The organism is Mesorhizobium erdmanii (assembly GCF_013170725.1).
GTDB lineage: Bacteria > Pseudomonadota > Alphaproteobacteria > Rhizobiales > Rhizobiaceae > Mesorhizobium > Mesorhizobium erdmanii.
Genome location: NZ_CP033361.1, coordinates 2789014 through 2811081 on the forward strand (window position 1 = coordinate 2789014; position 22068 = coordinate 2811081).

Below are 22068 nucleotides of genomic sequence, written 5' to 3' on the forward strand. Positions count from 1 at the left end.
AGCGGATTGCGCTGGAAAGCCGTTGCTTCGGCTAGCCGCCCGCCGGCTCCGCCTCGATCTCCCTGAGATAAAAATCCTTGCTCGGCTGCAGATGGTCGACGCAGAGCTGCGCCAGCACCCAATTGTCCCGACGCTTCAGCGCTTCGATCATCATGGCGTGGTGCTGGCGCGAGACGTCGAGCTTTTCCCGGTCGGCGAGTGAATTCGCCCGTACCGGCAGGCTGAGGCGCATGTAGTGTTCGATCGAGGAGACCAGATAGGCGTTGCCGCAGGCCGAGAACATGGTGAGGTGGAAACGGTCATTGGCCTCGTGGATGCCGCGCAGGAAGCCCGCGTCGACATGGAAGCTGTAGATGCGTTGAATGTCGGTCAGTTCGGCGATCAGCGCCTCGCTGACGGGCAACGGGATCATCAGCGCCGCCTGGCGCTGCAGCATTTCGCGCACTTCATAGATCTGGCGCACCTCCCGCGGCGAGAGCCGGCGCACCATGGCACCCTTGTTGCGCTCGCGGGTGACGATGCCCAGCCTCTCCAGCTGGTAGAGCGCCTGACGTATGGTGTGGCGCGAGACCGGGAAGCGGGCGAGCAGCACGTCCTCGACCAGGCGCGTGCCGGGCGCCAGCCGGCCGAAGATGATGTCCTCCTCCAGCACACGCACCGTATCGGCTTCCTTGCCGCCATAGTCGAAGCTGTTGAGCATCTCGAATCCCTCTGGCTCAGGGCCACTGCTTGCTGGCCCCGGGAGCAGCACTCTAGCCTTCGCGCACGAGGCTGGCCACAAGCTGGTCGAGGTGCGGGTCGTCGAGGCTGACGACGCCGGACATCCGCATCGCCTGTCTCAGGCTGATCCTGCCGACCTCCTGGCGCATGATGACCTTGACGCAGGCCGGTCCCGCTTGGGTTAGGACGTAGGCGTTGCCGACCAGGACCGGCTCCGAGAACGGCGCCCACTGCACGGCCATGATCGACGGCTCGCCGGTCTGGCGGCGGTTGATGCCGGCGAAATAGATCCAGTTCAGCCGCGAGATGGCCACGCCATAGTGCCAGCCCAATGCCCGTGCTCCGCCCTGGCGGTGGCCTTCGGCCCAACGGGTCACGCGCCTGAAGGTCACCAGTTCGGCCTCGCGCCGGACGAAGGTGACCGACCGCATGACCAGGTCGGGGCGGTCGGGAACCGCGAAATAGGTGAAATAGGTGCCGCCGGCGATGGCCGGCGCTGGACCGCGCACCATGTTCTCGTAAAGCGTCTGGTGGATCGGCATTAGCGCCGGCGGTGCGGTTTCGGGGACTGGCGGCGCGCGATACAACTCATCCTCGCCGACCCGGAAATAGTCGCATATCAGCTTGGCGGTCGCCTGGTTGGGCACACTCTTGCCCTGCAGGTAGCGCTCGAATTGAGAGCGATTCATGGGCAGGCCGCGGCATACGGCCGCCACCGATGCATGGCTGCTGACCAGCCGTCTTAGGTTGGCGGAAAGATTCTTGCGAATTGGCACGACATCGCCCCTCGCGACAGACGTACGAACCTTATTAAAGCAGATACTTATATTGCGGCAATCTCGCACATCACGAGGATTTGGCGAATGGGACCTTTGGCCAATAAGCCGGGCGGCGCCTGCCAATCGCCATCTGCCAACATGCTTTTGATGCCTTTCAAGGCAGTGCACGTTCGAGCACGGCAATCCGCCTTTCGGCCTCCAATTGCGCGACCTGCATGAGCGTATCGATTTCGGTCAGTGCCTCGATATGGCGCGCATCGATGACCGCTTTTCGGGCGACGGTCAGGCAGCCCCTGACGATCCGCAAGGTCTCTACAATGTTGGGTTGTTCCGACACGGTCAGGCCCTCCTTTGCTTACAACCCTGAAGCGGTGCCAACGTTCCACAGCGAATCGACACGCTATTGCCCGGCAACAGTGCCGGACAGAACGCGCGCCACTCACTCGTCTCTCCAGATGACCCGCTTTACCCACCTGATCTCGACCAGGCGCCGGAACCGAATGGTGACCGCCTCCTGACCCACCGCGTGGAACAGCTCGGCATTGATGGATTCCTTGCTGCCGCATTTTTCGCAGCGAACTCTCGCCCTGACGTCGTCGATGCTCACATTGCCGATGATCTCTCTGAGCTCCCTGGGCTTGTAGAAGCGCTTGATGTTGCAATGCCCGCATCGGATGCGCGCAATCTGCCCTGCGTCATGGGCATGCATCAGCGTCCATGGGACGCCCTTCGGCCATCTGTCAGGTTGATCAGGCATGGCTTAAATGAGGAAAATATTCCTCATTCGTCAAGAGCCTGAAGTGGAAACCTACCCGATTTCGCCTGCCACCGGCACCGCAGCCACAGGCCCTGCAGGCATTGTCGTTACACGCTTTCAGGACGCACGGTCTCCACCAGGAGTGACCCAGCTGGAAGCGGGCGCAGCAGTTCGGTTTCCGGCTTTGTCAGGTCGATCCAGGCCGCCCAATTCTCGGGCTCGAGCACGACGACCTGGCGATTGTGGTAGGGCGCGACATCGGGGCCCGGATCCGTCGTCAGCATGGTGAAGGTGGGCGGTTTGTTGCCCGCGCCGTCCCGCCAGAGCCCGGCTATGGCGAGGAAGGGAGAACCGTTGAGCGAGAACCGATGCTTCGCCTTCGGATATTTGGTGCCGGTGAATTCGAAGAAGCCGGACGCCGGAACCAGACACCGTTTGCTGTTTGCGAATTGCCGGCCTTCGGAGCGGAAGTTGAACACCGGCCCGCCCTTGGGGCCGGCCGGCGGGAATCCGAATGTCATCGTGGCCAATTCGATCGCGTCGCCACCGGCGGCGGCGCGCATGATGGGAGCCGGGTCGTTGATGCGGATGTCATCGGCCTGGGGCAGATCGAGTTCGCTCTGCTGGACCGGCACACGCAACGCCAGGGATTCCATCATCCGGCAATATTCGGCCCAGGCTACATGCTGTTCATAATCGTTGCACATGTGGATCAAGTCCCGTGTGGAGATTGAGTTCCGGAACCAATGTCGGCCTTGCCAAGTTGGCTCACAGGAGAAAAGCCATGCCAAGATACCAGATCGACGAGATGCAGGGCGACTCGCTGACCGCATCTCACATTGCCAGTGGTGACACCGCGCTCGATGCCGTGAAAAAAGTCACCAGCGGGCCGATATCTCTCCGAGCGTTGCAGAAACACTGGTTTCGCGTGGTTGATGAGGCCGAGGGCAGTGTTTTCGAATATAGCTACGACAGCGATCCCGAGGAACACTGATGTCGGTCGCAGGCGCTTGCGGCACCAATGCTTCGAGCCGATCGACCATCTCTCCAAAATGGATAGAGCAGCCGGAACCCGGCATCGATACGGAAGTTGAGGCAGGCCTCCAATTTCTCGAAAGCACGTTCATGGAAAAAACCTTCAACCGCATGGCTGGCGCCGTTGCTCATGCCACCGGAAGGCCGTCGGCTTTCGGCCTATGCCTTGGATCCGTGTTGATCTGGGCGGCTACCGGTCCGGTCTTCCACTATTCCGAAACCTGGCAGCTCATCATCAACACTGGAACCACGATCATCACCTTCCTGATGGTCTTTCTCATCCAGAACACCCAGAACAGGGACGGCGCGGCCATCCAGGCCAAGCTCGACGAACTCATACGGTCCGGTCAGGCAAAGAACGACTTTATCGGTATCGAGCACCTCACGGAGAGGGAGGTGGAGGAGTTTCGCTCGCTGTGCGAGCGAGCCAAGACGGCGGCGTCAACGAACCCCTAGAGCACTTTCGAAGCAGTCCGGCCGGCTTTGAGCGCCTTCGCCGCAGGCCGGTGGGAAGACCGTTTCGCGCTTTTCCCGGCGTTTGTTGCAGCCAGGGGCGCCTCGTTCGTCGAGACGGACGAAGCCCGCTTTTCTATGTTTTTCAGCTCCGCATCGATGGCGTTGGGCGAAGCATGTTCCAATCCGACCACCTCATTGCGGGCGGTGTCCAGGGCGACGATTATCTCGTTGAGCTTTGCCTGCATGGCCGCGGTGTCGCGGTAGTTCTGGATGAGCACCACGCCCGTCAGGCACATCGCCGAAATCGATATGATGTAGGTTCCAAGGGTCGTGCTGGTGAACAGCGCACAGACGAGGGCGGCGACCAGCATCACGTAGAAGCCCGGCGGCTTGGAGAAGAATTCGGCGAGGGCATATAATGGTCTATCCACCCAAATCTCCGCCGACGATGAAAGAGCCCGCCATCCGAGGTAGGCGGCGGGCTCGTTCGCGATCGCACCCCTGCCTGGGGCAGCCGATCGCACTGGCTGACGTAACCTCCGCGAAAGCGACAGGTTCCGGCCGGTCGGAAATAAAGACCGGACCTATCCCAGCTTCACCTTCGGTTCTCGCGCCCAGAAGCGCAGGTCGCCGAGCCTGGCGACGAAGCCCGATGCGTCCTTGGCGGATGTCAGCGCGATGACCGCTTCGTCCTCGGCCACGCCAGCCTTCGTCAGCAGCGGCGCCGCCGCCTCGACGAAGCCGATGAACTTGCAGTGGGCGAAGGCGTCGGCGACGAAGTCGCGGGCGGTGGATTCCCTGAGCAGATCTGCCATTGCAGCTTTTCCCGGCAACAGCGCGACCGCGTCATAGAGCACCGACGGCGCGCCCGCGATCATCTGGTGGGCCTCGATCCAGCTGCCGTCGCTGGCCTTGGCGCCGCCGACCTTCGGCGCGATGATCTCGAAACTGGCGCCGGCCTTTGCCAGCGCCTGCTTCAGGGCATTCAGCAAGGCCGCGTCGGTTCCCTCGGTCACCAATATGCCGAGCTTGCGGCCCTCGAAACGGCCGGGGCCGTTCTTCAGGATGCTGAGCGCATCCGATGCAGCGACATCCCTGCGCGTCGGCACCGCCGCGTCGGCGGGATTCGGCATCGCCTTCAGGCCGAGCCCATCCGCCACCTTGCGGGCCAGGCCGTCATCGATGTTGAGAAGATGCGATACGATGCGCTCGCGGATGACGGGCGTCTGCACCTTGCTCAGTTCGAAGGTCAGCGCGGCGGCGATGTGGCCTTGTTCCACGGGGTCCTGGCTGATGTAGAACTGGCGCGCCTGGCTGTAGTGATCGGCAAAGGTCTCCGACCGCAAACGCGCCTTCGGTCCGGCTTCGACTTCGGTGAATGAGCGGAAGCCTTTCGACGGGGATTCACGCGGACCCTCGTCCCATGAATTGGGCTGGTAGTTGGCGCGGCCAACCGGATTGCGCATCGCCATGTGCCCATCCTGCTGGAAGTGGTGGAAGGGACATTTCGGCGCGTTGATCGGGATATGAGTGAAGTTGGTGCTGCCCAGTCGTTTGATCTGCGTGTCGAGATAGGAAAAGTTGCGGCCCTGCAGCAGCGGATCGTTGGAGAAGTCGACGCCGGGCGGCACGTTCTGTGTCATGAACGCGACCTGCTCGGTCTCGGCAAAGAAATTGTCGGGCATGCGATCGAGCACCAGACGGCCGACGGCTATTGGTGGCAGGATTTCTTCCGGGATGAGCTTGGTGGCATCGAGCACGTCGAAGTCGAAACTGTCGGCGAATGCCTGGTCGAACAATTGCAGCTGCAGTTCCCACTCCGGAAAGTTGCCGGCCTGGATCGATTCCCAGAGATCGCGGCGGTGGAAATCGGGGTCAGCGCCGTTGATCTTCACCGCCTCGTTCCAGGCCACGGATTGCAGCCCGAGCTTCGGCTTCCAGTGGAATTTGACGAAGGTGGACTCGTCCTTGGCGTTGAGCAGCCGGAAAGTGTGGACGCCGAATCCCTCCATGAAGCGGAAGGAGCGCGGGATCGCCCGGTCGGACATCACCCACATGATCATGTGCATGGACTCGGGCGTCAGCGAAATGAAATCCCAGAAATTGTCATGCGCCGATTGCGCCTGCGGGAAGGCGCGGTCCGGCTCCTCCTTCACCGCATGCACCATGTCGGGGAACTTGATCGCATCCTGGATGAAGAAGACCGGTATGTTGTTGCCGACAATGTCCCAGTTGCCCTCCTGTGTGTAGAGCTTGACGGCAAAGCCGCGCACGTCACGCGCCAGGTCGAAGGAACCCTTGTTGCCGGCGACCGTGGAGAAGCGCACGAATGCCGGCGTTTTTTCGCCGGCGCGCTGGAAGATGTCGGCGCGCGTATATTTGGCCAGCGATTCATAGGTTTCGAAATATCCGTGCGCGCCATAGCCGCGCGCATGGACGACGCGCTCCGGGATGCGCTCGTGATCGAAATGGAAGATCTTTTCGCGAAAATGGAAGTCTTCGAGCACGGTCGGTCCACGGGCGCCGATCTTCAGCGAGTTCTGATCGTCGGACACCGGCCCGCCCTGGGCGGTGGTCAGTACCGGTGTTGGCCCGGCCGCGGTCTGGTGCAGTTCGCCGCCTTCGCCGCGTAGCAGTTTCTGATCGTGGATGGTGGCGGCGGTGCCGGCCGGTTTGGATGCTTGCTTCGCCATGACTGAAATTCCTCGAGGGTCAAATGCGCGGGCTGCGCTGGCTCCTCAATCTCTGGAATGGCGATGCGTTCCCTGCCGATTTCAAATCCTGACATGAAGAAGGCCGCCGGGTCGCACGGCGGCCTTTGCCTGTCTTCGAACACGAAAAAACTCAGAGGTTTTTGTTGATCGCGGCGGCGGTCTTGTTGGTGGCGTCCTTGACGGCGGACTTGGCGTCGCCGACGGCCTTCTGGACCTTGCCCTTGGCTTCCTGTGCGGCGCCTTCGGCGCGCAGGCGGTCATTGCCGACGGCCTTGCCGACACCTTCCTTGGCCTTGCCGACAGCCTGATTGGCGAGACCCGATGCTTTGTCGCTGGTGCTTCCCATGGAGTTATTCCTTTCGCGGATTGTTGCCTGACCGGCAAGCACCAACGTCGCCTTGTCTGGAAGGTTCCGCATGCGGGGAAAGCACAGGCAACGAAAAGGCCCGCCACCGACGCGACTCGTGACGGGCCTTCTGGAGTAGGCTGGGCGTCCCACCGCCCGGCCATTTCACAAACCTGTCAGCGGGACGATCGTTCCATCACAACAAAAAGCCCGCCATCTCGGCGGGCCTCGCGGACCTCGATCCTCGAGCTTCAATTATTCGACAGGCCTTCGATTCAGACGCAAACCGAGGTGCAGGTGCCCGCGGTAACCGCCGACAGCTTCTGACGCTTGAAAAGTGTCGGCTTGTGGTAGGTCTTTTTCATGCATTCCCCCGTTGTGTGACCCCACCAGAGGTAAGCGCATGCCGGCGAATTTTGTCAACCGAACTACAAAATGGCTATTCCGCACAAAAGAACCCCGCCGGCGATGCGCCTGGCGGGGCTTTGATTGGAGGAGTAATGGATCGAATGGGAGACGATCCAGATCATAAACGCAAACGACGCGCGGAAGTTCCGCTCGTTGGTGACCGGATTATCGCAGTCCGCGTGTAGCGGCGCGCAGGATGATCGCACGCGCCTGCCGGCCTTCGGGCGTGGGCAGACCGGGATAATTGTGCGGCTGGCCCTTTCGCAGGTGAAACTCGACCGGCACGCCCGCCGCGCGCGCCTTTGCGGCCAACTCGATGCTGTCGGGATAGAGCATGTCGCGCGTGCCGGAGAAGACGAGCATCGGCGGCAGGTCTCGGAAATCGCCATTCAGCGGGCTGACATAGGGATGGGTGACATCCAGGCCACCGGCATAGAGACGAGCGCCTTCGACGGTTCCAGGAATATCCAGCAGGGGATCGCGGGCGGCGATCGCTTTCCGCTCCGGGCTGTCCAGCGAAGCATTCACACCGGGCGAAATCAGCACCAGTCCATCGGGTTGACGGTATCCATGGTCGCGTAGCCATTGCGCCGCTGCCAGCGCCAGCCCGGCACCCGCCGAATTGCCGATCACGATCACCTTGGCATGTTCGGCCTCCCGCAGAACCTTGCGCAGCAGCAGGCCGGTCGCCGGCACGACATCGCCGGCGGTGGCGGCCGGCGCCAGCGGATAGATGGGGACGACACAGCGACTGCCGTCGCGGGTGAGAAGGCCAATAAAACGCCAATGCGCGCGCGCGATCTCGTGGATGTAGCCACCGCCATGCAGGAACACCACGATGTTGCCGCCATCCGGCCTGATGCGCGACGCCGTGTGATAGACGGGCCAGCCCGCCCCATGCATCAACGTTACCTTGAGGCCGCCGCCAAGGCCCTTCGGCCTGTGCGAGGCCGGGCGCAGCGCCAGCCGGTGGGTGGCATCGCGCACGGCCGCCGCGGTGGCCAACCGCTTCTTCACGCGCAGAAGGCGCAGCATGGCGCAGATACAACGGCTCCGCCAACTTGGTGGCGTATCGTCCGGGGTTATGTCGCATGGGACGCCCGTGCGCCGTTCGTGCTCTGAAGATAGCTTGCCGATGCTCATTGCCATGGCCTGTCCGAATTCGGTTGATTGCGTGCTTGGCGGATCATGGCGTCTGGCCATTCGCCGCCGTCGGCAGCTATAATACGAGCGATTGCTCGTATTCTCCTACTCGCATTCGGACCGCAGGCCATGGCGCGAAAGCCGCTGACCAAACCCAGGAAGACCGCCACCCAGGAGCGCGCGCGCGTGACGGTCGACGCGCTGGTCGAAGCAACCGCTCGCATTTTGGTCAAGGAAGGGTTCGACAAAGCGAGCACCAACCGGATCGCCGAAGAGGCGGGTGTCAGCGTCGGTTCGCTCTATCAATATTATCCGAGCAAGGAGGCGCTGGTTGCCGCCGTCATCGATCGCCACAATGACGAGATCATGAAAGTCGTGACCGCCGCCTTCGCGCAGGTCGCGCCGCTGCCAGTCGATCAGGCGGTGCGCCGGCTGGTCGCGGTGGCGATCGAGGCGCACCAGATCGACCCCAGGCTGCACAGGGTGCTCGCCGAACAGATCCCGCGCACCGGACGGCTGGCCGATGTCGAAGCCTTCGGCCGGCAAACCTATGCAATGTTCAGCGCCTATCTCGAGGCCCATCGTGACGAGTTGCGCATGGCCGACCTCAACATGGCGGCGTTCGTGTCGGTGACCTCGATCGAGGCCTTGGCGCACACGGCGGTGCTGAATGGGCCGCAAAAGCTCGGCCGCGACACTGTGCGGGCGCTGGTCGACGAGGCGACGCGGCTGGTGGTCGGGTATCTGCTGTAGCGGAGAGGCGCGGCTATTATGCGCCCGCATTGGAGTGCGGGATCACCATTCAAGAGGCTGCTCAGCTTATCCGGGACGCCCACAAACCTAGAGCAATTCCAGGAAAAGTGTGTAACGGTTTCCGTCCGGAATTGCGTAAAACAACGAGTTAGAGCGGTTCGGCGATTCCATCAAACGCTGAACCGCTCTAGGCTTTCAATTCCTGTCAGACGGCCTGGAGCGCATCCTCGATACCGTCTCGCGCTCGGCGCGCTTGGAGCGCAGCGGCGGCAGGCCGCGGTCGATCAGGTCCATGTCCTCCAGCACCATGTCGCCCATGCGCTTGAAGGCGATGTCGAGCGCGCCGGCGCGGTGGGCCGAGCGCAGGAAGCCGGGCAGGGCGCGAACCGGATGGTCGCCCGCCAGCGGTTCTTCCGGGAAGACGTCGCTTGCGGCGACGATGTGGCGGCTTTTCACTGCCGCCATCAGAGCGGGGAAATCGACGATTCCGGCGCGGCTGAGCAGGATGAAGGCGGCGCCCTTGCGCATCGAGGCGAAGGCGTCGGCGCCGAGAAAGCCCTGGTTCTCCGAGGTCACCGAGGCGACGACGAAGACGAAATCGCTCGATGTCAGGACCTCGTCAAGCGAGGCCGGTTCAACGCCATTGTCGATCAGGATCGACGGCGGCAGCCAGGGGTCGAAGACTTTGGTGCGGGTGCGGAACCCGCCCAGCAGGCGGTTCAGCGCGCGGCCGAGGTCGCCGAAGCCGATGATGCCGACATCGGCGCCCGACAAAAGCCGCGCCGTCTGGTTGCCGTCGCCGCCCCACAGCTCCTCGCCCTTGCGGAAGGCGAGGTCGGCGTCGACGATGCCGCGGGCAAGGTTGAGCGCCATGGCGAGGCCGAGCTCGGCCACCGGCTCGGCGAAGACGAGACCGGTGGTTACGACATGGATGCCGCGTGAAAACAGCGTCTCGTAAGGCATGTTGTTCAGGAGGTTGCTCTCGACGTTGAAGACGCAGCGCAGCGCCTTCATCCGCTCCAGCGTTTCGGGCGAGATCGGCGGCTGGCCGACGATATAGCGCGCCTCTCCCAGCACATCGGCCGGCAGGCCGGCGACACCGTCGGCCGTGGTTTCGACGATGCGGTATTTCGCCTTGAGGCGCGCCAGCTGCGGCGGCGTGAAGATCAGCTCCAGCGAGCGCGGTTCCGGCGCGCTGATGACAAGCGGCAAATCCTTGTCTGACATGACGATTCCTCCCGGCGCGATGCTACAGGCGCGTTTTTGCTTTGCCCATGTCGTTATCCCGAAATCGCCGTGGACTTGCGGAGGACATCTGGCTCGGCGGCTAAAATACCGCCGATGAACCGATTTACAACCGCGAAAAATCGATTTACTCGTTTCTTCGGCGGACAGAAATGCTCTGTCCGCGCCTCGGGAGGAGGAGCAATGGCGCACAGGCAGGACCAGCAGCGGCGTGCGTCGATCCACGACGTGGCCAGCCGTGCCGGCGTGTCGGCCGCCACCGTCTCCAAGGTCATGGCCGGCGTCACCACGGTCAAGCCCGAGAATGCGCAACGCGTGCTTGATGCCATCGAGCAGCTGGGCTACCGCGTCGATCCGCTGGCCTCCGACATGCGCCGGGCCAAGCGCCGCATCATCGGCGCCATCATGCCGGAGTTCGAAAGCGAATTCTTCGGCCAGATGGTGAGCCAGCTGGAAAGCCTCGCCGAGCAGCGCGGCTACACGCTGGTGGCGGCGTCGAGCCGCGAATCCGAAGCCCGCGAAACGGAGATCCTGGCCCGCATGCATGACTGGCGGGTGGCCGGCGTGGTGCTGGCGCCGGTGCGCAACGAGCACGGCCCGGCGGCCTCCTTCATGAAGACCAACGGCATGACCGGCGTGCTGATCGATCGCGTGCTGTCCGACGACGCCTTCGACACGGTGTCGGCCGACAGTTCCGCGGCCAGCGCCGAGGTGGCGCGCCAACTGATCGGCAAAGGCCACCGCCACATATTGGTGGTCGGCCTCGGCGAACAGGCGGCGACGGTGCGCGCCCGCCTCGACGGGTTTCGCGCCACCGCGCTCGAACTGGCGCCGGATGTGCGCATCGATGTCGTGCTAGCCGAGACCGATGTCGAGCCGCTCAGGGCACAACTGCGCCACTATTTCGCGAAAGGCGAACGGCCGACGGCGGTCTATTCGCTGTTTCTCAAGGGCACGCTGGTGGCGCTGTCGGAATTTCGCCGGCGCGGCTGGCACTGCCCCAACGACATTTCGCTGGTCGGCTTCGACGACGCCGAATGGATGCAGGTGACGTGGCCGGCCATCGCCGCCGTGGTGCAGCCGGTGCGGCAGATCGCCAGCCACGCGATGGAGGCGCTGTTTGCCAGGATCGAAGGCGAGGCGGGGCCGCCGACCGCGCGGCTCGAGCCTTGCCAGGTCTTTATGCGGGAATCCGTCGGCTCGCCGGCCAACGGCTCCGGAAGCAGACGATAGCCCACATCGTCGGCGGCGGCACCAGCGCCTTGGCGGCGCACGAACAGAGAGGTCGAGATGAATATTTTTGGACTGCACACTTTTGCCATTGCCCCGGTCTGGAACCTCGACCTGATCGAGCCGCAGATGGAGCGGCTCAAGGGGCTCGGCATCGGCCTCCTGGAAATCCCGCTGCTGCGCCCTGAAGAGATCGACACGAAACGCACGCGCGCTTTCGCCGAGCGGTGGAATGTCGAGCTCATTCCGTCGCTTGGCCTGCCGGCTTCACTCGATGTGGTGGCGCGGCCCGACGAGGCGCTGGCCTTCCTCGAACCGGCCTTCGGCGTCTGCGAAGCGGTGGGCAGCGCGGCACTCGGCGGCGTCACCTACGGCACGATCGGCAAGACGTCCGGACGCGCGCCGACGGCCGACGAGATCGACGGCATGTGCCGCTTTTTGGCGCGCGCGGCCAAAGCCGCCAAGGCATATGGGCTGAAGCTCGGCATCGAGCCCTGCAACCGCTATGAGACGCATCTGATCAATCGCGGCATCGACGCGGCGCGGATCATCGAACGCGTCGGCGCCGACAACATCTTCATCCATCTCGACACCTACCACATGCATATCGAGGAGGAGAGCTTCGCGGCCGGCTTCAGGGCGGCGGCGCCCTATCTCGGCTATGTCCATGTCTCGGAGGCCAATCGCGGCGTGCCGGGCCGCGGCATGCTGAACTGGGCGGCCTGCATGAAGGCCATGGCTGACATCGGCTACACCGGTCCGATCACGCTCGAAAGCATGAACCATGTCGATGTCGACATCGCCGGCGGGCTGGCGGTGTGGCGGCCGGTGGCGGAGAACCCGGACGATGTCATCAGCGTCGGGTTGCCATTCCTGCGCGAGGAAGCGCGCAAGGCGGGGCTGCAACTGGGGTGAGGTTCAAGGCTTTGGTTGCTCCCCCGCAAAGCGGGGAAGGTCCCCTCACGCCAGGCCGGGCTCGCGCCGCGGTCCCAGATGGCGCATCTTGCGGCCGATGATCATCAGCTGGCGCGCGGTGTTGTTGCGCAGACGCCGTACGCGCCATTCCAGTCCGGTTTCAGTGGTGATCCGTTTGGCATAGATGCTCACCCGCATGCCGTCTTCATCGGAGGCCACCTTGACCGGGTCGTCATAGAAGGTGCCGATCTTGTCGGCCGCCATGCCTGGCGTTTCCAGCCAGCGCGGAATGTGAACCGAATGGAGCTGATCGACATCGATCATGACCCGCCCGATGCCGACGCCCGGCGTCGGGCATGTCGTCACGAATGCATCGCCAATGAAGACGACGCCGTCGCGGCGATGGCCTTTCGTCGTGGTCAGGCTGACCTGCCTGACCTCGACGGGGCTTGCCACTTCGAAGTTGCCGCACTGCGCCGCGATTTCGGGCATCAGTTCGCGAAGCATCTTTTGCGGTTCGGCGCGGAAGTCCCGCGTCCATTGGTCGGCGACGGTGCGATAGACGAACATGTTCGCCCGCATCCTGTCGCCGATGGGAAAGACGGTGAGGTAGGCGACGCGGTCCGAGGCCCGCTTGCCATAGCTGGTGACCGCGTGAAAGGCGCAATCGCGCCGCGAGATGGCAAGGTCGAATCCCATCGACAGCGAATGCGCCTTCGACAATTCGACGCGCTCGACACCGATGGCGCGCCGGATCGCTTCGCTGTGGCCGGTTGCCACCACCAGCAGGCGGGCATTGACGACGCTACCGTCGGCCAGCACGAGCCGCTGCCGGTCCGGTCCGGTCGAGACCTCGGTTACCTTGCCGACCGTGATCGGCACTTGCGGCGGCAAGGCATCGCGCAGGCCGTTGATCAGCGCGCCATACGAAAAAGCGTATTCCCACTTCTTTTCCCTGGCGAAGAACTGGCCGAGGCGGAAAACGTCAACGTCGGTAAACGGCGTGACGAGAGGCATCACCATCTTGTCGAGGCCGAGCTTTTCGAACAGCTGCATCTGATTTGCGCCGATCTTCTCGGCCCGGAACTCTTCGTGATGAATGCGGTGCGGATCGATCAGCGCGACCTTGCGGCCGGCCTTTCCCAGCAATGCACCCAGGGTAATTCCGGCCATCCCGGCACCAATGATCGCCACGTCGACTTCGGCCGGGGCAGCCTCGGCGGCGGCGGGGGTCTCGCTGCCCTTCCTGCTAGTCATCTTCCGTCTCCACAATCCGTGGTCGAAATATCTTTCGGACCTTCATCAACCTCAAGCAACCAGCGCGCGTGGCTGGTAGTAACGCTTGTTTAGGTTAATCACGGTGGCCTTTGTTTCCAGCGCGGCGCGATCGCCGAGCCATCGATGAACTCCAGGCCGCCCGCCTCATTGAGCGTATGCAGCTTGCGCCCATTCCATAGCGCGCCAGGAGTTAAGATCGTCTCGACGACCTGCTCCATGCCGTTCACATCGAGCTGAGCGACGCGAGCGATGCCGAGGGCGGCGCCATAGCTCCTGCGGCAATCCTGCACCGGCCGCAGCAACTGGCCGTCGCGCTCGACCATGCGTCCGGCCGGCCGCGCCGAGGCGATGTCGACCAGCACGGGATTTTTGGGATGCGGCGTCCACGGGCCGCGGAAGTCCGGCGCCGACCACAAATGCAGCGCATCGGAGAAGGCGCCGCCGCCGTCGCGGACAGTGGCGAACATCCACCAGCGGCCGCCATGCTCGACCAGCGTGGCGTCGCTGGCGACGACATCGGACAACAGCGTCGCTTCCTTGACCCATCCGCCGGGGAAGGCGGTGGCGCGATAGAGGTCGACCGTGCGGTTGGCGCAGCTTTCCGGCACCATCCAGACCTCGCCGTCGCGCTCGAAGACAAAGGGATAGGAGAGGTGATAGGGCAGGTCGAGCACCGGCTCCGGGCGGCCGATCGGCCCAGCCGGACCGAACGGGACGGCGGAGATGATGGCCCGGCCCAGGCGGTGGATATAGTCCTCGACGAACAGGGTCACCTGGCCCCGATACAGGATCGGGAACGGATCGGCGTAGAAGCGGCTGCCATCGTCGGGCAGCACCTGCCAGCCCGTCGCCGGATGGGCGCGCAGGTCGTAAAGGTCGCGGCCATCGGTCTGGCGCCAGCCGACCTTCCAGTGCGGGGCATTGTAGCAGAGATGGTAGATCTTCTGGACGATGCGCCGCGCCAGCGCCTTGCCGCCTCGGATGCCGAGCTTGGCGGCGGAGGGTATCGCCGACGGGGCACCGACCGGCGCCGGCTCGGGCAGCGCGGGCAGCGTGCGCGCCGCGCCTTCCATTGCCGTGGGGTTCAGGGCCGCGACGATCAGGCTCGCGGTGCGCGCCAGCATGTCCTGGAAGGAGGCCAGCGCGATGCCGCCATATTCGGTGCCCAGGCGTCCTTCGGCGACCGTGATGCCGTTTTCCTCGATGCGGGCAATCGGGGTGCGGCCGTCAAGGATCGGCGCCAGCAAGGCGGCTTCGCCGGCGGCGCCGTCATAGGTCACACGCCAGACCCGCGTCCCTTCCGCTGCCACGTCGCCGCAGAGGTCGATGACCAGATCGGGCGAGGGCGGCGGCTGCGTGCGATAGGGCGCGAGCGCCGACAGCGGCAGGCGCTTGGCCAGCCCGTCGGCCGGCAGGCCATGGATGACCGTTTCGAGCTGGAAGAGTGCGGCGGCGCTGGCTGGAATGCCGCCTCCGGCCGGGCGTGCGTCGACGCGAACCTCGACCTGCGCCAGCGCCGCCAGGCGCTGCAGCAACAGCAGGTGAAAAGCTCGGACGCACTCGCCGTCCAGGCGCAGGCTCACTTGCATGTCGCACCCCTGGCATCGCGACGTCTTGTAGCTGACCGGTGTTCGATATCGGGGCAGGGGAGATGACAACACGGCGGGGCCGGATTGAAGTGCTGCCCCATTTCCATTCGTCTCCTGCTCGCTCGCGCCCGTGTTGGCACGCCTGTGCCTAATTACGCAAACTCCGTGCCAAGAATGCGTAAACGCCGGGCCGAAATTCGGAAGAGCTCCCAACATAATTAACAGTGTTTTAACAGTTGGAGGCATAGCTAGGTCGAAGCTGCAATTTAGACTTGCAGGCACATGGAGTGTTGTCGGAGCGACCGTTGCAATCATCCCTGCTCTCGTTGCCGCAACAAGACGCTCCGGAGGCAATTCAATATGCCCCGGAGCCAGTGCCTATGACGTCCCATGCATCCTCGACCGTCGAGCTGGGCGACCTGAAGCGCATATTGGTGCGCCGCCGTTTCCTGATCCTCATGACCGCCGCGCTGCTGACGCTCGGGACGCTCGCCTACGGATTGCTCACGCCGGCGCTCTATAGCTCGGTGGCGGAAATCCTCGTCGACCCGCAGGACCTCCAGGTGGTCACCAACGACGTCAATCCGAGCCGTGTTCCGCCCGATGGCGGCATCACCATGGTGGAGAGCCAGGTCAGCGTCGTCCAGTCGAGCGGCGTGCTGCTCAAGGCCATCCAGGCGACCAACCTGACCGAGGATCCGGAATTCAACGGGCAGGGCGGGCTGGTGAGCCGCCTGCTCGGCGGCTTGCTGGGCTCCGGCTCGGCCGAAACCGACAGAACGGGCAAGACACTCGATGCACTGCGCCGGGTGCTGGCGGTGAAGAGGGCCGACAAGGTGCTGGTCCTCGACGTGATCGTCACCGCCAAGAGCGCCGACAAGGCGGCCAAGCTCGCCAACGCCATCGCACAGGCGTACCTGGCCGACCAGGCGAGCGCGCGCGCGAAGATGGCCACCGACGCTTCCGATTCCATCACCGCACGGCTGGACGAGCAGCGCAAGCGCGTCCAGCAGGCCGAGAACGCGGTGGAGGCCTACAAATCCGCCCACAACATGGTGATGGCGGCAGGCAATCTGGTCAGCGACCAGGAACTGACCGAGATCAACACGCAGCTCTCGGCCGCGCAGAGCCGCACCGCGGCGCTGAAGGCGCAGGTCGACCAGCTGCGCCGGTCCGGCGGCGTGCCGGACGCCACCTCGGAAGCCATGCGCTCATCGGTGATTTCGAGCCTGCGGGCGCAGGAGGCGACGCTTGTCGACCAGGTCTCGCAGCTCGGCACCGAACTCGGGCCACGCCATCCCTCGATGATCGCGGCGCATCAGCAGCTGCGCGACACGCGCGCGCTCATCGTGCGCGAACTCGGCCGCATCAGCGCCGCCGCCGAAACCGACTACGAGCGGGCGCTGGCCAACCAGCAGGCGCTGGAGGCCAAGGTCGCCGGCATGAAGAGCAAATCGCTCGACACCGACCAGGCTTCGGTCAAGCTGCGCGAATTGCAGCGCGACCTGGAGGCCGTGCGGTCCGTTTATGCTACCTATCTGCAGCGGGCGCAGGAAACGCGCGAGCAGATCAATGTCGACAGCACCAATGCGCGCATCATCTCGCAGGCCATGCCCGCCTTGAAGAAGAGCTGGCCGCCCTTGCCGCTGCTGCTGTTCGGCGCGCTCTTCGGCGGGCTGGGACTGGGCACCGCGCTGGCGCTGATCGCGGAATATTCATCGCCGACCGTGCTTTCCAGCGCGCAGATGCAATCGGCCATCGACGCGCCGGTGTTTGGCGTGCTGCCGGCAAAGTCCGGCGGCGGCCGCCGCTGGTGGCCTTTCGGCGGAGGGGCCACTGCCGCCGGGCAGAAGACGGATGCGGTCGCGGGGCTGGCGCTGAGGCGCCTGTTCGCCTCCAGCCGGCGCCCGCCGAACTGGCCGCTGGTGCCGTCCGTCCTCTTGACGTCGCCGCCTGAGGACGCGGCGCATCGGGGCCGCGTGGCGCGCCTTCTCGCCAATGCCGCGGCCGCCAGGGGCAGCCGTGTGCTGTTCATCGACACCAATGCCGCCGGCGGCGGCAAGAAGGAGCCGCAGCCCGGCCTGCTCGACGTGCTGCGCGGCGAATACGCCTTCGAGGCGGTGAGCCAGCATACGGCCGGCAGCAATGTCGCGGTGCTGGGCAGGGGCCGGCAAAAGGCCGTCTTCTCCGAGGCGCAGGGCGTCTATTTCACGCAGCACATGCTGGCCCAGGCAGGCCGCAATTTCGACCTCGTCGTCGTCGACGGCGGCGCGCTGGCCGACAATCTCAACGCCTCACCGCTGGTCGCCATGGTCGACGAGATCGTCATGGTCGCGACGCTCAACTCGACGCCGATGCGCGATGTCACGGTGGCATCGCAGGCCATTTCCGTCATGGGGCGGCTGCCGACCGGCGCGTTGCTGGTCGACGAGGCGGCCTGACATGGCCACCGTTCGGGCCGCCGCCCGGGCCAGCAGCCCGGCAGCCGGCTGGGCCGGTTCGGGACAGGCCGCCACCGCACCGCGCGTCGGGTCCGTCGACGCGGTGACACGCTTCGGGCTGGTCGCGGTCGTGGTGCTGCTGTTCGCCATTTCCGGCGGCATGCTGTGGCTGGTGGGCTACAATTACGATGGCCTAACCGGCAACCCGGCGACCAAGATCCATCCGTCCACCTATCTGCTCGTGCTGGTGTTTGCCTGGCGCGCCTGCACCTTCGGCAATCCGGTCGGCTACATGGTTGCCGTCGCCGACCGGCGGCCGGCCAGCACGCTGATGGCGGTCATCTCGATCATGCTCCTGGTCGTCGTCATCGCGCGCCAGCGCCCGGGCATGGCCGGCATGATCGACACGTTCGTGACGCCGGCGCTGCTGGTGATGATGCTGGGCGAGGACGACGACAAGACATTCGTCCGGATGCAGACCGTCGTTCACGCCATCATGACCGTGAACGCACTGCTCGCTTTGTTCGAGTTCGCCACCAAGACGCTGATCTTTCCCTATCGCCTCGACGGCGTGGTGTTCATGGCCGATTTGCGCTCGACGGCGCTTCAGGGCCATCCGCTGTCCAATGCCACGGTCACCTCGATCTATGTGCTGGCGCTGCTCTCCGGTTCGAAATCGCTGTCCATGCCGCTGCGGCTCGGCCTGATCGGCCTGCAATTCGCGGCTCTCGTTGCTTTCGGCGGCCGCTCGGCGATGGTGCTGACGGTCGTGCTCGGCGGCTGCTACCTGCTCATCCAGGGGCTGCGCGGCCTGCGCACGGGGCGCGTCAACCTGCTTGGCGCCGCGCTAGGCCTCATCCTGGCGGCGCTGGTGCCGGTGGTCATCGTGCTCGCTGCCTCATACGGCTTCTTCGACGCGCTGCTCGAGCGCTTCGTGTCGGATAGCGGCAGCGCCAATGCCCGTGTCGAAATGTTCGATCTGTTCCAGCATTTCGACCTGCGTGACCTGATCATCGGGCCCGACATCGATCTCATCGAGAGCCTGCGCCGCATCAGCGGCCTCGAGCAGGGCATCGAAAACCCGATCATCCGACTGATCCTCTACCAGGGCGCCTTCTTCACCCTGCTGTTGTTCGTCGGCTTCGCCCTGTTCATGCACGAGGTGGCACGCCGCTGCCATTCCGGCATCTGGCTGACGATGCTCGGCTGGCTGATCCTGCTCAATACGTCCGAGAGCCTGGCGTCGAAGACGACGCTGATGACCAAATTCGTGGTGATCGCGCTGGTGCTTTATAGGCCGGCGGTGATGCAGCGAAGGGTGGCGCAGGGGGCGCGAAGGTAGCGCTCTACGGCGCCCCCCTCTGTCCTGCCGGACATCTCCCCCACAGGTGGGGAGATTGGCAGCTTTGGCGCCGGCTCTCCTTTGCGGCATAGGCGATTGGCGAAGGCCGATGCGACATCCGATCTCCCCCCTCGTGGGGGAGATGTCCGGCAGGACAGAGGGGGGCGCGAAGGAACTCGACGATTGCCTATAAGGAACGGTGCTTACCCCGGCATCCTCAACCCGAGCGCTTCCACCATGGCCGGGTCGAGCGCGCGTGTGGTGTCGTCCATCATGCCCATGCCGTCGAAGAGGTCCCAGAAGGCCCAGGGAAAGCCTGCCGCCTCGGCGCTCTGCCGGACATCGGCAATGTAGCGGGCGCGGTCGGGGTTGGGGGCGGCGGTGTAGCGCGCGTCGGTGCGCAGGGCGCCGAATTCGCCCATGATGATGCGCTCCGGCGCAATGCCGTGGGCATCGGCCCAGGCGCGCGCCTGGCCGAGATATTTGTCGATGAACCAGCGGTCGGGCTTGGCGTCGAAATAAACCTTGAGCACACGCTCGGTCTCCGCATAGGCGGCCTTTTTGTCGGCTTCGGAGGTTTCGGTATCCCCAGCCATACGCGCCCGGACCGAGGCCAGCGTCTGTTCGAGCGAGCCGGCGGAGGCCGGCCACGGCACATTGTTCAGCGCGCGATAGACCGGCTCGCGCATCCATGGCGCGCCCTGGTGGCTGAACAGATAAGGTTCGTAGAAATGGAAGGTGAACAGGATCGGCTCGAAGGCCGCCAGCGGCGCCGGATCGAGTGCCGCCAGCCCGCTCACCATCGAGCCGCAGCCGCCGGTGACGACCAGCGGCAAGGTCGGGGATGACGCCCTGGCCGCCGTAAGCAGGGCTGCCTGGACGTTCGACCAGACGTTGGAATCGCAGGACTGCGGCGGTTCGTTGACCGGCTCCAGCGCCACCATGCCGGGCGTGAACCGCTTCAGCCGGCCGGCAAGCTCGCCGACGAGGGCGCGATAGGCCTCGAATTCGGGCGCGGCGGTGCTGGAGACCATGCGGTCGGGATTCCAGTAGTGGGTGGCGCCATTGGCCTGGACGTTGACGATGATGCCGAGGCCGGCATCGAGCGTGGCGGCGACGGCGGCGTCCAGCATATCCAACAATTTTGCGCGGGTCGTGGCATCGGCGGCAAGGAACGGGCCGGGATCGACGGGGAGGCGGATGAAGTCGAGCCCGGTTCGGCGTAGCCGACCAAGGTCGTCAGGGGTCGGGACCGGGCGCTGCGACTGGAATGGCGGCCAGGCATAGTCGGTGCGCGGGGCGGGAAATTCGCGTGTCAGAGCAAACCAGGGCCAGGCATTGACGCCGCGGCGGAAGCGCCATTCGCCGGTGGCGGCAAACGCGGGCTGTGCGGACGAGAGCGGCGCCAGCGATGCAGCGGGCACCAGCGCCGTCGACAGCGCGGTGCGCAGGACCCGCCGCCGCGACCAGCCCGTCATACGGCGCCGGGCGAGGGGCGGTCGATCGCGGCCGGCCGTGCGGCGCTCACGCCGAGAAGCCGGTAGGCTTCGTTCTCGTAGGCCAGCAGGACGTCCTCCCAGCGGAAGCTTTCGCGGGCGCGCGTCCTGGCAGCTTCGCCGCAGGCCTTGACCAGCGCGTCGTCCGTCATCGCCTGCCGGATCCGCTCGGCGCAGCTTTGCGTGTCGGTGAAATGGATGGCGGCGGCGCCGGCGACCCACCTGTTGTAGGGATTGTCGTGGGCGATCACCATGTTGCCGGCGGCCAGCGCCTCGACCAGCGACGGGTTGGTGCCGCCGACCGTGTGGCCATGCATATAGGCGCGCGCGTGGTAGCGCAGCGCCTTCACCGCCGCCTGGTCATAGATGGCGCCCGGCAGGACCACGGAGGCGTTCGCCGCCTTGCGGACGGCGACATGATAGGGGATCTGGTCGGACAGCGTTCCCAGCACCACCAGCTTCATGTCGCGCTTCTGGCTGCAGAACGCTTCGACGATGGGCAGGATGTTGTTGTCGGGCTCGATGCGCGCGATCGAGATCAGGTATTTTCCAGGTTCGAGCCCGAGGGCGCGCACCGGCGCCTCGGGTGCCGATGTCACCGGGTCGGCGCCATAGGCGATGGTGGAGATGGCGCTGCGCGGCCGGCGCGTCGCCAGGTGATCGGCAATGACCGGATGGTCGGCGACCAGGCGGTGCGAGGCCCAGGCGCCGATCCACTCATTGAGCCAGAACCAGGTGCGCGCCGCGCGCCCCCATTTGGGGCGGCGCCACTCGATGCCGTCCATGTTGGTGATGATCTTGCGCCGCATCAGCCTGAGCCAAGTCAGGAAGACCGCGCCGTTGTAGCCGAGCACCAGGCAGACGCCGGGCCGCCGCGCGGCGTCGAGCACGCATTGCCAGTCGAATTCCAGCGTCGCGCGCGGACCTTTCGAGGCAACCTGGATGTGGATGAGGTCGATGCCGTTCCAGGTTTCGGTGCGCACCCTCTGGTCGACCCGCTCGACCTCGTCCTGGCAGTAGACGCCGACCTTCCAGCCGCGTGCGACCAGAAACAGCGCCAGCTTCTCGGCGAACGTCTCGAAACCGCCATGCGCCGCGGGAATGCCGCGCGTTCCCAGGATCAGGATGGAGGGTTGTTCCGATTTCATGGCTGCTGGCACTTTCAGGTCCGCCCGATCCGCGGTGCGCGGCTGTCTCATCTCAAAACCGCGCCCCTGCAAGATGCCTGCCAGGCCCGATTTCAGCCATCATCGCATCGGGGTTGTAAAATATTTCTTCCAAACGCCCGAGTTGTTTCATTATCGGTCAACTTTCCGCTCGTATGTGTATCGGAACGAGGCAATGCCGGGGCCGGCTGGCCTGCATCTGAATATATTAGCACGGCATAATCCTTGCGTATGGACTTTTGCGCGTCGGAATCG

General features: G+C 64.7%; 22 protein-coding genes. 7 read left to right on the plus strand and 15 right to left on the minus strand.

All coding sequences use genetic code 11. The features are described from left to right. Nucleotides 1-31: 31 nt before the first annotated feature. The 5 genes from EB233_RS13540 to EB233_RS13560 form a co-directional block, all read right to left on the minus strand. On the minus strand, nucleotides 32-700 hold the full coding sequence (locus EB233_RS13540; RefSeq protein WP_064989068.1) for a GntR family transcriptional regulator: 669 nt from the start codon (nucleotides 698-700) through the stop codon (nucleotides 32-34). Nucleotides 701-752: 52 nt separating this feature from the next. Then, nucleotides 753-1496: a transcriptional regulator gene (locus tag EB233_RS13545; RefSeq protein ID WP_064989067.1), complete on the minus strand. Its 744-nt coding sequence runs from the start codon at nucleotides 1494-1496 to the stop codon at nucleotides 753-755. 157 nt (nucleotides 1497-1653) lie between these two features. Then, nucleotides 1654-1836: a hypothetical protein gene (locus tag EB233_RS13550; protein WP_154674541.1), complete on the minus strand. Its 183-nt coding sequence runs from the start codon at nucleotides 1834-1836 to the stop codon at nucleotides 1654-1656. Nucleotides 1837-1938: 102 nt separating this feature from the next. After that, nucleotides 1939-2256, minus strand: coding sequence for a hypothetical protein (locus tag EB233_RS13555; RefSeq protein ID WP_027052268.1), 318 nt, complete (start codon nucleotides 2254-2256; stop codon nucleotides 1939-1941). Between the two features lie 107 nt (nucleotides 2257-2363). Further along, nucleotides 2364-2963: an SOS response-associated peptidase gene (locus EB233_RS13560; protein WP_064989066.1), complete on the minus strand. Its 600-nt coding sequence runs from the start codon at nucleotides 2961-2963 to the stop codon at nucleotides 2364-2366. Between the two features lie 77 nt (nucleotides 2964-3040). Between EB233_RS13560 and EB233_RS13565 the strand changes: the two genes are divergently transcribed. Both EB233_RS13565 and EB233_RS13570 read left to right on the plus strand, forming a co-directional pair. Next, nucleotides 3041-3250: a hypothetical protein gene (locus EB233_RS13565; RefSeq protein WP_064989065.1), complete on the plus strand. Its 210-nt coding sequence runs from the start codon at nucleotides 3041-3043 to the stop codon at nucleotides 3248-3250. Nucleotides 3251-3381: 131 nt separating this feature from the next. After that, the gene (locus EB233_RS13570; RefSeq protein ID WP_064989148.1) at nucleotides 3382-3747 is read left to right on the plus strand and encodes a low affinity iron permease family protein; all 366 of its coding nucleotides are present in this window, start codon (nucleotides 3382-3384) and stop codon (nucleotides 3745-3747) included. On the opposite strand, the gene EB233_RS13575 is transcribed toward EB233_RS13570, so the two are convergent. From EB233_RS13575 to EB233_RS13595, 5 genes are all read right to left on the minus strand, one after another. Continuing rightward, a complete protein-coding gene (locus tag EB233_RS13575) occupies nucleotides 3744-4178 on the minus strand; it encodes a low affinity iron permease family protein (protein ID WP_081294015.1) in 435 nt (144 codons plus the stop codon). The two genes, EB233_RS13570 and EB233_RS13575, sit on opposite strands and share 4 nt — an antisense overlap. 153 nt (nucleotides 4179-4331) lie before the next feature. Next, nucleotides 4332-6440, minus strand: a complete 2109-nt coding sequence (gene katE / locus EB233_RS13580) for a catalase (RefSeq protein WP_064989064.1) — start codon at nucleotides 6438-6440, stop codon at nucleotides 4332-4334. A gap of 151 nt (nucleotides 6441-6591) precedes the next feature. Next, on the minus strand, nucleotides 6592-6807 hold the full coding sequence (locus tag EB233_RS13585; RefSeq protein WP_019859538.1) for a CsbD family protein: 216 nt from the start codon (nucleotides 6805-6807) through the stop codon (nucleotides 6592-6594). A gap of 275 nt (nucleotides 6808-7082) precedes the next feature. Continuing rightward, nucleotides 7083-7172: a putative RiPP precursor gene (locus tag EB233_RS13590; protein WP_155765326.1), complete on the minus strand. Its 90-nt coding sequence runs from the start codon at nucleotides 7170-7172 to the stop codon at nucleotides 7083-7085. A gap of 208 nt (nucleotides 7173-7380) precedes the next feature. Next, entirely contained in the window at nucleotides 7381-8250 is an 870-nt protein-coding gene (locus tag EB233_RS13595) for an alpha/beta fold hydrolase (protein ID WP_244277634.1), read from the minus strand. A 237-nt stretch (nucleotides 8251-8487) separates the two neighbouring features. Between EB233_RS13595 and EB233_RS13600 the strand changes: the two genes are divergently transcribed. After that, nucleotides 8488-9111 carry a TetR/AcrR family transcriptional regulator gene (locus EB233_RS13600; RefSeq protein WP_064989063.1) on the plus strand — a complete coding sequence of 208 codons (624 nt, stop codon included), beginning with the start codon at nucleotides 8488-8490 and terminating at the stop codon, nucleotides 9109-9111. A 195-nt stretch (nucleotides 9112-9306) separates the two neighbouring features. Here the strand turns inward: EB233_RS13600 and EB233_RS13605 are convergent, their stop codons facing one another. Continuing rightward, nucleotides 9307-10338 (minus strand): hydroxyacid dehydrogenase, encoded by a 1032-nt coding sequence (locus tag EB233_RS13605; protein ID WP_064989062.1) that lies wholly within the window; start codon nucleotides 10336-10338, stop codon nucleotides 9307-9309. A gap of 201 nt (nucleotides 10339-10539) precedes the next feature. Between EB233_RS13605 and EB233_RS13610 the strand changes: the two genes are divergently transcribed. Beyond that, a complete protein-coding gene (locus EB233_RS13610; protein ID WP_064989061.1) occupies nucleotides 10540-11589 on the plus strand; it encodes a LacI family DNA-binding transcriptional regulator in 1050 nt (349 codons plus the stop codon). A gap of 57 nt (nucleotides 11590-11646) precedes the next feature. Continuing rightward, complete coding sequence (locus EB233_RS13615) at nucleotides 11647-12501, plus strand: sugar phosphate isomerase/epimerase family protein (protein ID WP_064989060.1); 855 nt, start codon at nucleotides 11647-11649, stop codon at nucleotides 12499-12501. Between the two features lie 45 nt (nucleotides 12502-12546). Here EB233_RS13615 and EB233_RS13620 read toward each other — a convergent pair whose 3' ends face one another. Then, nucleotides 12547-13758 carry an FAD-dependent oxidoreductase gene (locus EB233_RS13620; RefSeq protein WP_064989059.1) on the minus strand — a complete coding sequence of 404 codons (1212 nt, stop codon included), beginning with the start codon at nucleotides 13756-13758 and terminating at the stop codon, nucleotides 12547-12549. Between the two features lie 98 nt (nucleotides 13759-13856). Next, complete coding sequence (locus EB233_RS13625) at nucleotides 13857-15368, minus strand: glucosamine inositolphosphorylceramide transferase family protein (protein WP_064989058.1); 1512 nt, start codon at nucleotides 15366-15368, stop codon at nucleotides 13857-13859. A 380-nt stretch (nucleotides 15369-15748) separates the two neighbouring features. On the opposite strand from EB233_RS13625, the gene EB233_RS13630 reads away from it, so the two are divergent. Further along, nucleotides 15749-17809: a GumC family protein gene (locus EB233_RS13630; RefSeq protein ID WP_155765324.1), complete on the plus strand. Its 2061-nt coding sequence runs from the start codon at nucleotides 15749-15751 to the stop codon at nucleotides 17807-17809. A 1-nt stretch (nucleotide 17810) separates the two neighbouring features. Next, nucleotides 17811-19151, plus strand: coding sequence for a VpsF family polysaccharide biosynthesis protein (locus EB233_RS13635; RefSeq protein ID WP_064989057.1), 1341 nt, complete (start codon nucleotides 17811-17813; stop codon nucleotides 19149-19151). 203 nt (nucleotides 19152-19354) lie between these two features. Here the strand turns inward: EB233_RS13635 and EB233_RS13640 are convergent, their stop codons facing one another. Continuing rightward, entirely contained in the window at nucleotides 19355-20629 is a 1275-nt protein-coding gene (locus EB233_RS13640) for a glycoside hydrolase family 5 protein (RefSeq protein ID WP_064989056.1), read from the minus strand. Further along, nucleotides 20626-21795: a DUF1972 domain-containing protein gene (locus tag EB233_RS13645; protein ID WP_064989145.1), complete on the minus strand. Its 1170-nt coding sequence runs from the start codon at nucleotides 21793-21795 to the stop codon at nucleotides 20626-20628. Before EB233_RS13645 ends, EB233_RS13640 begins: the two co-directional genes overlap by 4 nt. Nucleotides 21796-22068 lie beyond the last annotated feature (273 nt).

Excerpts from the sequence above, each read along its gene's own strand:
- EB233_RS13555 (WP_027052268.1), bottom strand. The coding sequence starts at position 2,256 with ATGCCTGATCAACCTGACAGATGGCCGAAGGGCGTCCCATGGACGCTG.
- EB233_RS13610 (WP_064989061.1), top strand. The coding sequence starts at position 10,540 with ATGGCGCACAGGCAGGACCAGCAGCGGCGTGCGTCGATCCACGACGTG.
- EB233_RS13570 (WP_064989148.1), top strand. The coding sequence starts at position 3,382 with ATGGAAAAAACCTTCAACCGCATGGCTGGCGCCGTTGCTCATGCCACC.
- EB233_RS13645 (WP_064989145.1), bottom strand. The coding sequence starts at position 21,795 with ATGAAATCGGAACAACCCTCCATCCTGATCCTGGGAACGCGCGGCATT.
- EB233_RS13635 (WP_064989057.1), top strand. The coding sequence starts at position 17,811 with ATGGCCACCGTTCGGGCCGCCGCCCGGGCCAGCAGCCCGGCAGCCGGC.
- EB233_RS13600 (WP_064989063.1), top strand. The coding sequence starts at position 8,488 with ATGGCGCGAAAGCCGCTGACCAAACCCAGGAAGACCGCCACCCAGGAG.
- EB233_RS13595 (WP_244277634.1), bottom strand. The coding sequence starts at position 8,250 with ATGCTGCGCCTTCTGCGCGTGAAGAAGCGGTTGGCCACCGCGGCGGCC.
- EB233_RS13630 (WP_155765324.1), top strand. The coding sequence starts at position 15,749 with ATGACGTCCCATGCATCCTCGACCGTCGAGCTGGGCGACCTGAAGCGC.
- EB233_RS13585 (WP_019859538.1), bottom strand. The coding sequence starts at position 6,807 with ATGGGAAGCACCAGCGACAAAGCATCGGGTCTCGCCAATCAGGCTGTC.
- EB233_RS13605 (WP_064989062.1), bottom strand. The coding sequence starts at position 10,338 with ATGTCAGACAAGGATTTGCCGCTTGTCATCAGCGCGCCGGAACCGCGC.
- katE (WP_064989064.1), bottom strand. The coding sequence starts at position 6,440 with ATGGCGAAGCAAGCATCCAAACCGGCCGGCACCGCCGCCACCATCCAC.
- EB233_RS13590 (WP_155765326.1), bottom strand. The coding sequence starts at position 7,172 with ATGAAAAAGACCTACCACAAGCCGACACTTTTCAAGCGTCAGAAGCTG.
- EB233_RS13640 (WP_064989056.1), bottom strand. The coding sequence starts at position 20,629 with ATGACGGGCTGGTCGCGGCGGCGGGTCCTGCGCACCGCGCTGTCGACG.
- EB233_RS13625 (WP_064989058.1), bottom strand. The coding sequence starts at position 15,368 with ATGCAAGTGAGCCTGCGCCTGGACGGCGAGTGCGTCCGAGCTTTTCAC.
- EB233_RS13565 (WP_064989065.1), top strand. The coding sequence starts at position 3,041 with ATGCCAAGATACCAGATCGACGAGATGCAGGGCGACTCGCTGACCGCA.
- EB233_RS13615 (WP_064989060.1), top strand. The coding sequence starts at position 11,647 with ATGAATATTTTTGGACTGCACACTTTTGCCATTGCCCCGGTCTGGAAC.
- EB233_RS13560 (WP_064989066.1), bottom strand. The coding sequence starts at position 2,963 with ATGTGCAACGATTATGAACAGCATGTAGCCTGGGCCGAATATTGCCGG.
- EB233_RS13540 (WP_064989068.1), bottom strand. The coding sequence starts at position 700 with ATGCTCAACAGCTTCGACTATGGCGGCAAGGAAGCCGATACGGTGCGT.
- EB233_RS13620 (WP_064989059.1), bottom strand. The coding sequence starts at position 13,758 with ATGACTAGCAGGAAGGGCAGCGAGACCCCCGCCGCCGCCGAGGCTGCC.